Here is a 12,646-nt window from a genome sequence, read left to right as displayed (position 1 = left end):
TTTATGCTTCTGCTGCGCGAAAAAAAAGCCGATCGCCCATGACGGACAGGCGATCGGCCGGATAAAGCGGGTCGCGGATCAGGGGGCGAGGACGGGCCGGTCCTGCGCGCCTTCCAGCACCTTGATGTAGGCCTCGCGGGCTTGCGCCAGCGGCACCACGGCGGCCGGACTGACCGGAAAGGACTGCAGGCTGCCGTCCTCGAAGCCGGGCAGCAGCTCGCGGAACACCGCGGCGCAGCGGACCGAGTCCAGCTTCAGGCTGTCCACGCCGATCAATTGGAGGTCGCGGCGGTAGAAGGCCTGGATGTCGAAGGGCACGTTGCGGTCAGGGGTGGAAATGACGATCTGCCGCCCGCCCACCTTCAACGATTCCAGCGCTGCGGCGAAGTACGGCGAGCCCACCGTGTTGTAGGCAATGTCCGCGCCCGTCTGGCTGGTCAGCTCCATGACACGCTGGGCGATCCCGTCGCGGCTGCCATCGATGACCGACACGCCTGAAACCGCATGGCCGACGTAGCCTTCGCCGCCGCGCTCCACCCCGATCACCCGGGCGCCGGCGCGGCTGGCCAGCTGGATGGCGGCCTGCCCGACCTTGCCGTTCGAGCCGAACACCACCACCGTCTGGCCCGGGCCAGACAGGCCGGCGCGGCGCAGCCCTTCATAGGCGGTGACAAACGGCACGCCCGCCATGGCGGCGCTGGCCGCTGCGATGTGGGCAGGCCTGCGCACCAAGGCGGCCACGGGCAGCACCAGGTAGCGCGCGTGGGTCCCGTCGCGCGTAATGCCCAGGTCGCCGCCCGTGCCCCACACCTCCTGCCCCATCCATTCCGCGGGGCCGGCTATCACCTTGCCCGCGTAGTCGCGTCCGGGCGTGCGTGGCCAGATCGCGTAAGGCATCATGCCCATCGCCGCCTTGACGTCGCTGGGATTGATCCCGGCCGCGCTGACTTCGACCACGGCATGGCCTTCCGGCGCTTGCGGCACGGAGATGTCGACCAGGGCCGGCCGCAGCTCGGCGACGGTGGAAACGCGTTCGATCACGCGCAGGGCTTGGGTTTTCTTGCTCATGTCTGTCTCTGGTTCTGGTTGTTGCGGGCAAAGGCTGCCCAAGGCGCGGCAGGCCGCGCCGGGATTGAGGTCGAAAGCGGGGAAAGCCGGATCAGGAAAGCGGCGGCTTGGGCATGCGCGTTTCGCCCGGCTCGAGCTTGAGTTCCACGTCCAGGCGGTAGGTGCCGTCGCCCGTCGCTTCGAACTTCCGCAGCAGCGACCCCACCGCGCCGAATGCCGCATCGCTATACGCGTAGGCGTCGTTGGCGTCGAAGATCTGGGTGGTCAACACCTTGTGGCCGGGCGCCGAGGCGATGAAGTGCAGGTGCGCGGGCCGCATGTGGTTGCGCTGCTGCAGCGCCAGCAGGTCGCCGCAGGGGCCGTCGATGGGCACGCCGTAGCCGGCGGGCTTGACGCTGTCAAACCAGAAGCGGCCGTCCGCGTCAGTCATGAACACGGCCCGCAGGTTCATGTCTTCCTGCTCGGGATCCTGGTTTTCGTACAGGCCGCTGGGCGCGGCCTGCCAGGTTTCCAGGCGCGCGCCGGCCAGCGGCTGGCCATCCAGCGTGCAGATGCGCCCCGTCACCAGCAGCCGATCGCCAGTCGTATCCTCGGTGGCGATCTTGGAACCGTTTTCGAGTACGGGCTGGTTGGCGCGCCAGAACGGCCCGATCAGCGCGGGCTCCGTGCCGCCGGCCTCCAGCACGCCCTCGGCGTCCATCAACAGGACCAGCGTGGCCACGCCCAGGATGTCGGCCAGCAGGATGCCTTCGTGCCGCAGCGGATTGGTGGCCTGGCCCACTCGCACCATGAAGTCCAGGCCCTGGTGCAGTTCCTCGTAGCTCAGTTTCACGTCCGCCGCAAACGCGTGCAGGTGGCGGATCAGGGAATCAAGAACCTCGCGGGTGCGCGGATCCGTGGCCTGGTTGGCCGCAAGAACGGCTTGCAGCAATGCTTGCGGCGTGGCGGGTATGGCGCACTGTTCGCCGGCGGCGCGCGTGTCCGCGCAGGAATTGGCATGACTCATAAACATTCAACCCTGTAGTCTGACTAATGAAATTTGCGTGCCGCGCTTCAGTCGGCGCTTATTCCCGCCTGGGCCGCCACGGCAGCCCATTGCGGGACCTCCTGCGTTACCCTGGCCTTCAGCGCCGCTGAAGAACTGGCGATGACGCGAAATCCGAGCCCGTCGAGCTGCCTGCGCACCGGCTCCTTGCCCAGCGCTTCGGCCACCGCCTTGTTGATGCGTTCGACCGTGGCGGCCGGCGTGCCCGCCGGGGCGAACAGCGCCTGCATGGTTTCCGAGCGGAAATCGGCGAAGCCGGCTTGCGCGATCGTCGGCACGCCGGAAAGCGCCGGCCAGCGCTCTTCCCCGCCCACGGCCAAGGCCCTGAGCCGGCCGTCGGCGAGAAACGCCTGCGCCGCGGGCAGCGCGGCAAAGGCGCAGTCGACCTGGCCTCCCAGCGCCGCCAGCACTGCGGGCGCCGCGCCCGAGTACGGGACGTGCAAAGCCTTGACACCCGCGCGCCGCCACAGCAGTTCGGCAGCCAGATGCACGCTGTTGCCGTTGCCCGGCGTGGCGTACGTGAGCGTGCCGGGATCCCGGGCGGCAGCGTCCAGCAGATCCTTGAGCGTGGCCATGCGGCTTTCGGCGCGGACCACGATGACGTCCGGGGAACTCACCGCCAGGCTCACCGGCGCGAAGTCGCGCACCGGATCGTAGGCGGGCCGTTCTGCGGCGATGGCAGGATTCGTGACGAACGAGGACGACACCAGCAGCAGCGTGCCGCCGTCCGCCTGCGCCCGGGCGACCGAGGCCACGCCGATATTGCCGCCTGCGCCTGGGCGGTTCTCCACGATCACGCTCTGCCCCAGATAGGCCGGCAGCTGCGCGGCCAGCAGGCGCGCGACGATGTCCGTGGAGCCTCCGGGGGCGAACGGCACCACCAGGCGCATTGGCGTGCGCGAACTCCTGCCGAAGAACGGAACGAGCTGCTTGGCCTGGCCCATCGCAGGCGCCGCGCAAAGCGCGCCCGTACAGGCGACGGCCCGCAACACGCGTCTTCTTGCAATCAGCCGGGATACGCCATAGTCATCGCTCATTCCATGTCTCCTCTGTTGTTCTCTTTGTTATCGATGGCGCCGCACCTGGCCGGCGCAGGCCATCGTCCGGCATCAGCTTTCCGCTTTCTCTTTCAGGAAGCCGTCGGTGCCGTAGACCAGGCCGGTGTTCTCGGCGGCGCGCACCACGTCGGGATGCCAGGCAATGCGCCCGCATTCCTCGTCAGTGCCGCCGACGACGGAATAGACGACCAGGGCATGCGGGTTGGGATTGCGGAATCCGCGCATCACGCCGATGGGGCAGGAAATCACGTCCCACTGGTTCAGCATCACCGAGTGCTCGCCCTTCTCGCCCCAGATCACTTCCATCTGGCCGTTCAGAGGGCAGAAGACTTCCTCGGTCTTGTGCGCATGCAGGCTGGCGCCCTGCCCCACGGGAATTTCGATGAAGGTCACGCCAAAGCGGTGGTTGCCGGGGATGGCTGGCTCCACGCCTTTGTTCTCCAGCACGCCGCGGTTCATGATCTTGTAGATGTTCTTCTTCATGCCGGGCAGGCGGCTTTCGATGAAGGTCTCGCGGTAGGGCTCGACCTTGCCCCAGCGCGCGATGCGGGTGGCTTCCATTTCCTGAGCATTGATATCCATGTCATTCCTTTTTCTGATGAGCTTTAAAGAGAGAGGTGCTGCGGCTTTTCTCGCGGCTGATGCAAGTTAAAGCTCACCCCGATGCAGCGTCCACTACCATTTTCTTACCGCTCCCATATAATTTTGTTATGACTCAATCCGCCACATAGGGCTGCTACGGAAATGGATCTGCGGCAACTTCGCTACTTTGTCGTTCTGGCCAACCAGGGGCATTTCGGCCGCGCCGCAAGCGTCCTGCATGTGGCGCAGCCCGCGCTTACGCGCCAGATCCAGCTGCTGGAAGAAGAGCTCGGCGTCCAGCTCTTCGTGCGCCATTCGCGCGGCGCGTCGCCCACCGAAGAAGCCGCCTTCCTGCTGGAACGCGCTTCTTTCCTGCTGCGCTACGCCGAACAGCTCAAGCAGGACATGTCTGCCCTGCAACGCCATCCCAGCGGCCCCGTCGTCATCGGTCTTTCTCCCGGACTCGCAATGACGCTGGCCGTGCCCCTGACTCGCGCCGTGCAGGAACAGCTCCCCGAAGTCCGGCTGCGCTTCGTTCAAGCCTTCTCTCCCACGCTGCACGAAATGCTGCTCAAGGGCCAGGTAGACCTGGCCATGCTCAACGGTCCGGTTCCCGTCGCCAACCTGCTCACCTATCCCTTCCTGACCGAAGGCATGTGCCTCATCGGACCGCCCTCGCATCGCAAGGCCCGGCCCGCGCGGATCGGCGTGCGCGACCTGGCCGAGCTGCCGCTGGTGATGACCGGCCTGGCCAAGTCCGGCGTGCGGCTCGAGCTCGAGGCCCAGGCGGCGCACGCCGGGGTGCATCTGAATCCGGTGGTGGAAGTCGAAACCATGGAAGTCGCCAAGCGCCTCATAAAGGAAAAGGTCGGCGTGACCGTGCACTTCGCCGCAACCGTGCTGGAAGACATCGAGGCAGGCCGCCTGTCCGCTCAGCCCATCGACGGCCTCAGCCTGCGTCGCATCCTGGCCCACCCTTCGGATCGGCCGGCCTCGCGCGCCACCAAGGCGGCGGTCGAGATCCTGCGCCAGGTAGCGCGCGAGCTGGTGGCGACGAAGCACTGGCCCCACGCCACGCTGGACTTCTGAACCCGCCCCCGCAGGTTGCGGCATTTTTATCATCGTCCCGCGTTCCAGACGCGGGACGCAGCGTACGGTTGCCGCGCCTTCCAAAAGACCCCGCGATCGGGCAGGCATGAACCGCCGCGGCGCGGCTCTCGGCATACACTGCTACGCGCCAAGCCTGTCCCGGACCCCGCCATGCACACGCTCAATCCATGATGTACCTACTGTGGTCGCTACCCGCCCTGGCCGTCATCGGCGCCATCGCCAGCGGACGCCTGAACACCACGGCCGCCGCCTTGCTGGGCCTGCTGGCCGCCGTGCCCATCGCCCTGTATGCGGCGCCCGCCTCCTTCACCACCGGCCAGCTCGGGGTGGCGCTGGAACGCGGCCTCTGGATAGGCGGGATCATCACGCCGTACATCCTGGGCGGGCTGCTGTTCTGGAACATGGCGGCACAAGGACGCGCGCCGCACGCGGCGGCGGACGGCGCAAACACCGCACTGGCCCATCCGCTGGCGCGCCGCCGGCTGCTGTTCTTTGCCTGTTTCCTGGTCGGCCCTTTCGCCGAAGCGGCCACTGGCTTCGGCGTGGGCATGCTGGGAACGGTGCTGCTGATCCGGCCTTTGAATTTGAAGCCGCGCGAAACCATGGTGTTTGCGCTGCTGAGCCAGACCCTGATCCCTTGGGGCGCCATGGGCAGCGGCACGCTGCTGGCGTCGGCCTATGCGCGCGTCCCGGCCACGGAGCTGGCGCTGTACGGCATGGCGCCGGTCGCCTTGCTGACGGTATTGTGGATGCTGCTGTACTGGCGCACCGCCAGGCGCGCAGGCTTGCGCGCTGAATCCGCGGAGCATGTGCGCGAAGCCGTCTGGATGATCGCGAGCCTGGCCGCCCTGAGCGCCGCGACAGCGCTATTGGGACCGGAAACCGCGCTGCTGTCGGCCTACGGCCCGCTCATCGTGCTGCGCTTCCTGCTGGACCGCCGGCCCGACCGGCTCCGGATGATGGCGGCGGCGCGCAAGGCGCTGCCCTATATCCTGATGATTGCTTGGCTGGTGGCCACGCGCTTGCTGCCAGGCTTGAACGGCGGCCTGGCCGGACTGGCTGCGTTCAAGCCGTTCCCGGACCTGCCCGGCTGGATGCCGCTGCTGCATGCCGGCAGTTGGCTGATCGTGGGCGCCGTGCTCATGGCCGCCATTTGCCGCCAGCGCGACCTGCTCGCGACGCAGGCGCGCGCGGCCTGGACCACGGGACGGCACGCGGTGTACTCCGTGTTCCTGTTCGCCATGATGGCCGAAGTCCTGGCCGGCGCCGGCATCTCGCAAGCGTATGCCGACGGCCTGTTCGCCAGCCTGAAGGACTGGACCATATTGATCACGCCGCTGCTGGCCGGCGTATTCGGCATCCTGGCCAACAGCGGCAACGCGCCCAACAGCCTCTTCATGCCTGCGCAACTGTCGCTGGCCTTGAATGCGGGCCTGAGCGTGCCGGCTGCGGCCGCGCTGCTGCATGTGTCGGGCACGTCGATGGGAATTTTTTCACCGGTGCGGATGTCGATCGCGGCAGGCCTGGCGCATGGCCGCGGCGAAGAGCGCGGCGTGTATGTGCAGTTGCTGCCCTACGCGCTGGCGGCGTTCGGACTGCTGCTGTGCCTGGCGGTGCTGGTGGTGCTGGCGGGGGCCTGATCGCTATCTGCGACCAGCCTGCGATACGGTACACGGCCCGCTTCAGGCGTTCGCGTACATCCGCAGGATCCCATGCCCGATGACTCCCTGGCTGAGCGCGTACTGGCTGAATGCCCCTAGCGGCATCGGCCTGCCATGGAAGTACCCTTGCGTGACCTGCGCGCCCAAGGCGCGCACCATGTCGTAGTCCTCCTGGCTCTCGATGCCTTCGGCCACCACCGTCATGTCCAGCGACCGCGCCATCTCGACGGTGCAGGCCAGGACATCCTGGGCATGGCGATGGCGGCGCGCCCGGGCGATCATGTCGCGATCGATCTTCAATTCGTCGAAAGGCGCGCACAGCAACCGGTCGAGCGAGGAGTCGCCGGTGCCGAAGTCGTCGATCGCGCAGCTGAAGCCGCGCAAGCGCAGTTGCGTGATGGCGCCCGCCAGCGCCCCGTTGGAGCGCGCGCCACCGTCCTCGGTGATCTCGATGACGATGCGGCTCGGATCCACGCCGGCGAATTCGGCCCGGTCGGCCACGTCCTGGGCCCAGCAGATGGAACTTGCGACGGCCGCGGGCACGTTGATGCTGATGACGCAATCGGGCCGGCCGCCCAGTTCGCGCTGCGCCTCGAAGGCGCGCGCCAACATGTAGTCGGTCAGCGATCCCAGCAAGCCCGCCGCCTCGAAAGCCGGCAGGAAAGCGGCCGGAGGAATCATCACGCCGTCATCCGCGACCCAGCGCGCCAGCATTTCAGCGCCGCGCAGTTCGCCCGTCGACACGCAATGCTGTGGCTGGAAGTACGCAGCAATCTCGCGCTGCGCCAGGGCGCGGCGCAGACGTTCGGCGTCCAGGCCAGCCAGCGCGACGCCGCTGCTCTGCGCCGCGGCGCGCAACGTCGCCTCGCCATCGGCCAGCGCGGTCCGGGCCAGGGATTCGATCATCGAAATCAGGCAGGCCGCCTCCAGCGGCTTGCCCAGCGCGGCGATGATGGGCAGGCCGCGATTCCGGGCGTAGGTCGCCGCCGCCTGCAGGATCCGGGTCGGATGGCTGCTGGCGATCGCGATGCCGCCGCAACCGCCGGCATCGGCCAGCGCATCGATCATCTGCAGCCCGGTGCGGTCCGCCATGTCCAGATCGACAATGACCAGATCCCATTGCTGCTGCTGGATCGCCGCCACGGCCGACGCGCCGTCGTGCGCCGTCGCCACTTCGGGCACGCCGATCTTGCCCAGCATCCGCGCCAGCGCGGCACGTTGGAATTCGTCTTGGTCGACAACTAGGGCGGATTTGAGCATGATGGTCCCGGGGAACGAAGCGCCCATGGCGCGGCGGCGAGGCGCCTGCGGGCGGAAGGCCAGGCAGCGAACTGCCGACGAATTCATTGTTCCACCCGCCGCCGGGAACGGAAATCAGCCGAGTCCTATATTGCCGGTTCCGGCCTGTTTGGCTCTATCATGGCGTCACCCATTCCGGCGGAGCCGAACCCAGCATGGCCGCGCAGATCCAAGACGCCCCTGAGCCCGAGACCGCCGGCCGGCCATCGCGCAGCGCCATCAGCATCCTGAACCGCTATCAACGGGCGCTGCTATATGTGGGCGGCGCCGTCACAACCTTGGTCCTGCTGACAGTCGCTGGCGTCATGCTGTTCGCGCAAGCCAAGGATTACGTCGCGGAACGCTATGCCGGCTTCGTGGTGCGCAAAGCGCTGTTGCAGACGGCGCTGGGCGTGCGCGAGGGCGCATTCCGCATCGGTCTTTCGCACGAGGAGTACGCCTGGCCCGCACGCGTGTCGTCCGCGGCCCCCGACCTGGTGCAGACTTTCGCGCGCCTGCAAGGGCGCATGGAATTCCAGCGCAACCCCAACTTTCCTCCGGTGGTGGCCCTGGCCGACATCGAACCCGGCCGGCCCGCCGCCGCCTACCTGCCCTATCTGCATCTGACCGACGAGATCAGCTATTCCGCTGCGGCCTACGCCAAGGCGCTTTCGGTCAGCGGCTTCTTCTACAGCCCCGACCGCAGCTTCCTCGGCGTGGGTCCCATGTCCGACACCGTGGATCCGCTGGCGCTGGTGGGCGCGAAAGACGTCGCGGAACTGATCCGGACGATCGCCCCCGACCTGGGCGACCTGGAATCGCCCGAGATCCAGCAGCGCCTGATGGCGGCAGGCGGACCGCGCTGGCTGCCGCCCGCCGTCGATCCCTTGACGCGCAAGCTGTCCCTGCGGCTGTACCAGGCCGCAAGCAGCCAGGGCCGCATATTCGCCATCTTTGTTGCCATCTATCCTGCCGATACGCTGAACGCCTATCTGACGACAACGCGCTACGAAGAGGCAGCCCTGATCGTCGACCAGGACGGGCGCCAGCTCCTGCCTGTGGCCATGGAAGAGCAAGACGCGAAGATCGCTGCCAGGATGCTGGACGCAACGCGATCGGATCCGGTCGCGCCGTCGGAGGTGCGTTACCGCGACGGCCTGTTCATCCTCGGCGACCAGGTTTCCGAATCCGGCTGGCGCCTGACCTACGCCTTTTCCTGGCGCACCATAGTCGCCGACCTATGGCCCAGGCTGGCCGGCTACGCGCTCGCGACGCTGCTGATGGTGACGTTCGTCTGGGCGGTACTGCTGCTGCTCGACCGCAAGGTCTTCAAGCCCGGCTATGCCCGCTCACAGCGCATATTCGAAAGCGAGAACCTGAACCGCACCATGGTCGCCACCGCGCCCTCGGGCCTTGCGCTGCTGTCGCTGAACACGGGCGAAGTGCTGTTGCAGAACGAGGTCATGCAGGATTATGCCGCCAGCGCAGCGCCCGGCAGCCCGCCCTTGCATGCGCGTCTGCTCGCCCTGTATGGCGGCGCTTCGGACGCCGCCGGCTGGCACGCCGAGCTGGAACTGGCCCATCCACGCATCGGCGGCAGCCACAGCGATCTGCTGGTGAACGCGGTGCGGACCAAGTACCAGGGCGTGGACGTGCTGCTGTGCAACTTCACCGACATCACGGCCCGCAAGCAACTTGAACAGAAACTGGACGAAGCCCGCGTCGCCGCCGACACGGCGAATCAGGCCAAATCCGCCTTCCTGGCCACCATGAGCCACGAAATCCGCACGCCGCTGAACGCCATCCTGGGCAATCTCGAACTGCTCGAGCGCTCTGGCCTGCAGCCTGCCCAGAGCGAGCGCCTGCGGGCGGTGACGTCCTCCTCGGCCACGCTGCTGGAGATCATCAACGACATTCTGGATTTCTCCAAGGTCGAATCCGGCCAGATGAGCGTCGAGTCGATTCCTTTCGACCTCGCGGAAGCCGCCCGGCAAGTCGTCGCCGTTTTCACGCCGGCCGCTCAAGCCAAGGGCCTGGAGCTGGATTGCAGCATAGACGACGGCTTGGCGCCCCGCTATCTGGGCGACCCCACGCGCATCCGCCAGATCATGTTCAACCTGGTCGGCAACGCCATCAAATTCACATCCCACGGCGATGTGCTTCTTGAGGTCTACCGCCAGGACGACGATGCGCCCGACACCCCTATCGTGATCGGCGTCAGCGACACGGGCATCGGCATGACCCCGGCGCAGCAAGCCGTGCTGTTCCGGCCGTTCACCCAGGCGGATTCCTCCATCGCCCGGCGCTACGGCGGCACGGGGCTGGGCCTGGCGCTATGCGGCCGGCTGGCCACGCTCATGCACGGCAGCATAGCCGTCACCAGCAAGCCGCAGGAAGGCAGCACCTTCCTCGTCACGCTCCCCTTGCCCCCCGCACCCGCCGAGGCCCCGGATGCCGCAGTTCCGGCGAGCACGGCGCCGCTGGAACCGGAGCAGCCGCTTGCCGCCCGCATCCTGGTGATCGATGACAACCCCGCCAACCGCGAGCTCATGAAAATACAGCTGGAGACCCTGGGCTATCAGGCGGACCTGGCGGCGGATGGCAGCGCGGCCTTGGCGCGCTTCATGGAACAGGCCTACGGCCTGGTCATCACCGACGTGAACATGCCCGGCATGGACGGCTATGCCTTGGCCCGCTGCCTGCGCGCGCAAGGCGCGCAAGTGCCCATCATCGCCTACACCGCCCACGTCGGCGCGCAGGAGCACCAGCAATGCCGCGACGCCGGCATCGACACGGTGCTGGTCAAACCCCTGCTGCTGGACAAGCTGGATGCCGCCATCCGGCGCCTGCTGCGCGGCGCCCCGGCGCCTGCCCCGCGCCCGCGCGCCCGGGACGAGATCGCACAAGGCCCGCTGCCTGCGCGAGTCCATGAGGCACTGACGCGGTCGCTGCACCAGTCGCTCGCAGCCATCCGCAAGGAACTCGCGGCGATCCGAACCGGCAATGCGCCCGCCGAGCCCGAGGCGGGAGCGCATCTGCACTCGCTGCGCGGGGCCTACGCCATGATTCACGAAACGGCGCTGGCAGACCGGTGCGCACAGATGGAAGACCTGGCGCGCAACCGGCGCACCGATGCCTTGGCTGAGGCCTTGGACGTGTTCGAACCCATGGCGCTGGCAGCCCTCGCAGGGCGCCACCCCCGCGACGCCGAAAAATAGGCTTAGTCCTATCCGAACCGGGCCTGCAATCGGACTCGGCTGCTTATCCGCCAGACCACGCGCCTCTACAGTCTGTCCTGCGCCGCCTCGCCGCGCCTGGCCGCCTCGCCAGCCTGGTCCCACCCTGTTCCATCATGAAGCCTCTGAATCTACGCGTCGTGGTCGCCGACGACCATCCCGCCGTGCGCGCCGGCGTGCAACACACGCTCGCATCCAGCAGCACCGTATCCGTGATCGGCGCGGCCCGCGACTCCACCGAGCTGATGGAGATGCTGAGCCGGCATCCGTGCGAGGTGCTGATCTCCGACTATTCCATGCCGGGCGGCCATTTCGGCGACGGCATCACCCTGTTCGGCCTGATCCGCCAGCGCTACCCCGGCCTGAAGATCGTCGTGCTGACCATGCTGGAAAGCCCCGGCATCGTGCATTCGCTATTGAACCTGGGCATTCCCGCCGTCCTCAGCAAGTCCGATTCGTTGAATCACCTGTTGCCCGCGATACATGGCGCCCACGCCAACGGCCGCTATCTTTCGCCGCGCATCGCCGATCTGGCCAATGCGCTGGACCGCGGCGACTATGGGATCCACATGCTGACCCGGCGCGAGCTGGAAGTGGTGCGCCTGTTCGTGTCCGGCCTGACAATCAACGAAATCGCCGAGCGCCTGCATCGCAGCAAGAAGACCATCAGTACGCAGAAAGGCACCGCCATGCTAAAGCTGGGGTTGGAGCGCGACATTGAACTGCTGCGCTACGGCATCGAATCGGGACTGATCAGCGCCAATCCGTCGGGAAGCCCCGCAGGCGCAATGGACCAAGCGCCTGCATCGTCATAAGCCGGGGCAAGCGACTGGGCTCAACCCTGCGCGCCTTCCGCCGGCTCCTGCACTGGGGACGCGGAGTCCGCGGCCAGCGTGGCTGTCAGGCCGTTCTCCATCGCATACCGGAACAGGTCGACCTCACGTTCGATGCCGAGCTTTTCCATGGCCTTGGCCTTCTGGGTGCTGATGGTCTTCTTGCTGCGATGCAGGCGCTCGGCGATTTCATTGATCGTCAGGCCCGAGGCATACAGCCGCACGACCTCGGATTCGCGCTGGCTCAACACGCTTTCTGGATTGCGTCCCCGCCGGTTCCAGTCTATGCCCTGGATTACCTTGTTGGCGCTGGGCGAATAGTACTTGCCGCCGGTATGCGCGGCGTGGATGGCGGGTATCAGGTGCGCCAGCGCGTCAGACTTGCTGACGATGCCGCCTATGCCCAGCGTGACCAGCGTGTGCAGGACCGCCGCGTTGTCCAGCATGGTCAGGACCACCAGCTTCAGTTGCGGATAGCGCCGTTGCAACAAGCCGAACAGCGATGCTCCATCGCCGAAATCGCCCGCGGGCATGGAGTAGTCGGATACCACCACGTCGCAGGGCGTACGGTCCAGCAATGCGACCAGCTCGGTGGAGTTGGCGGCCGCGCCCACCAGCGCAATCGTGGGCACTTCGGCCAGCGCGTGCTGTACGCCCGCGACCATGCCGGGATGGTCATCCGCCAGCATCACCTTGATCTTGAATTCGTCCATGTCCGACCCTCTGGTCCGGCGCGCTGCCGGGGCGCTGCATTGTATTCGCCCTAATGGCGTCA

10 protein-coding genes are annotated in these 12,646 nt (G+C 67.1%); 4 read left to right on the top strand and 6 right to left on the bottom strand.

Annotated elements, in window-relative coordinates; genetic code table 11:
* Positions 1-78: 78 nt before the first annotated feature.
* The 4 genes from HV793_RS13865 to HV793_RS13850 all read right to left on the bottom strand — a co-directional run bounded on the left by HV793_RS13865 (position 79) and on the right by HV793_RS13850 (position 3,753).
* Positions 79-1,068 carry a quinone oxidoreductase family protein gene (locus HV793_RS13865; protein WP_175213362.1) on the bottom strand — a complete coding sequence of 330 codons (990 nt, stop codon included), beginning with the start codon at positions 1,066-1,068 and terminating at the stop codon, positions 79-81.
* Between the two features lie 91 nt (positions 1,069-1,159).
* Complete coding sequence (locus tag HV793_RS13860; protein ID WP_175213361.1) at positions 1,160-2,074, bottom strand: dioxygenase family protein; 915 nt, start codon at positions 2,072-2,074, stop codon at positions 1,160-1,162.
* 47 nt (positions 2,075-2,121) lie between these two features.
* On the bottom strand, positions 2,122-3,150 hold the full coding sequence (locus HV793_RS13855; protein WP_175213360.1) for a tripartite tricarboxylate transporter substrate-binding protein: 1,029 nt from the start codon (positions 3,148-3,150) through the stop codon (positions 2,122-2,124).
* Between the two features lie 72 nt (positions 3,151-3,222).
* Positions 3,223-3,753, bottom strand: a complete 531-nt coding sequence (locus tag HV793_RS13850; protein ID WP_054454462.1) for a cupin domain-containing protein — start codon at positions 3,751-3,753, stop codon at positions 3,223-3,225.
* 162 nt (positions 3,754-3,915) lie between these two features.
* Here HV793_RS13850 and HV793_RS13845 point away from each other — a divergent pair, with 162 nt between their 5' ends.
* Positions 3,916-4,842: a LysR family transcriptional regulator gene (locus HV793_RS13845; protein WP_175213359.1), complete on the top strand. Its 927-nt coding sequence runs from the start codon at positions 3,916-3,918 to the stop codon at positions 4,840-4,842.
* Between the two features lie 188 nt (positions 4,843-5,030).
* Positions 5,031-6,503: a hypothetical protein gene (locus HV793_RS13840; protein ID WP_175213358.1), complete on the top strand. Its 1,473-nt coding sequence runs from the start codon at positions 5,031-5,033 to the stop codon at positions 6,501-6,503.
* Between the two features lie 42 nt (positions 6,504-6,545).
* Here the strand turns inward: HV793_RS13840 and HV793_RS13835 are convergent, their stop codons facing one another.
* Positions 6,546-7,784, bottom strand: coding sequence for an EAL domain-containing response regulator (locus tag HV793_RS13835; RefSeq protein WP_175213357.1), 1,239 nt, complete (start codon positions 7,782-7,784; stop codon positions 6,546-6,548).
* Positions 7,785-7,978: 194 nt separating this feature from the next.
* Between HV793_RS13835 and HV793_RS13830 the strand changes: the two genes are divergently transcribed.
* Both HV793_RS13830 and HV793_RS13825 read left to right on the top strand, forming a co-directional pair.
* Positions 7,979-11,020, top strand: a complete 3,042-nt coding sequence (locus tag HV793_RS13830) for a hybrid sensor histidine kinase/response regulator (RefSeq protein ID WP_244958642.1) — start codon at positions 7,979-7,981, stop codon at positions 11,018-11,020.
* Positions 11,021-11,154: 134 nt separating this feature from the next.
* Positions 11,155-11,853: a response regulator gene (locus HV793_RS13825; RefSeq protein WP_175213356.1), complete on the top strand. Its 699-nt coding sequence runs from the start codon at positions 11,155-11,157 to the stop codon at positions 11,851-11,853.
* A gap of 20 nt (positions 11,854-11,873) precedes the next feature.
* Here the strand turns inward: HV793_RS13825 and HV793_RS13820 are convergent, their stop codons facing one another.
* The gene (locus HV793_RS13820; protein WP_175180924.1) at positions 11,874-12,584 is read right to left on the bottom strand and encodes a response regulator; all 711 of its coding nucleotides are present in this window, start codon (positions 12,582-12,584) and stop codon (positions 11,874-11,876) included.
* Positions 12,585-12,646 lie beyond the last annotated feature (62 nt).

The sequence above is a fragment of the Achromobacter aegrifaciens genome, assembly GCF_902859965.1.
Classification (GTDB): domain Bacteria; phylum Pseudomonadota; class Gammaproteobacteria; order Burkholderiales; family Burkholderiaceae_B; genus Achromobacter; species Achromobacter aegrifaciens.
This window is presented reverse-complemented; position numbering and strand designations above follow the sequence as displayed.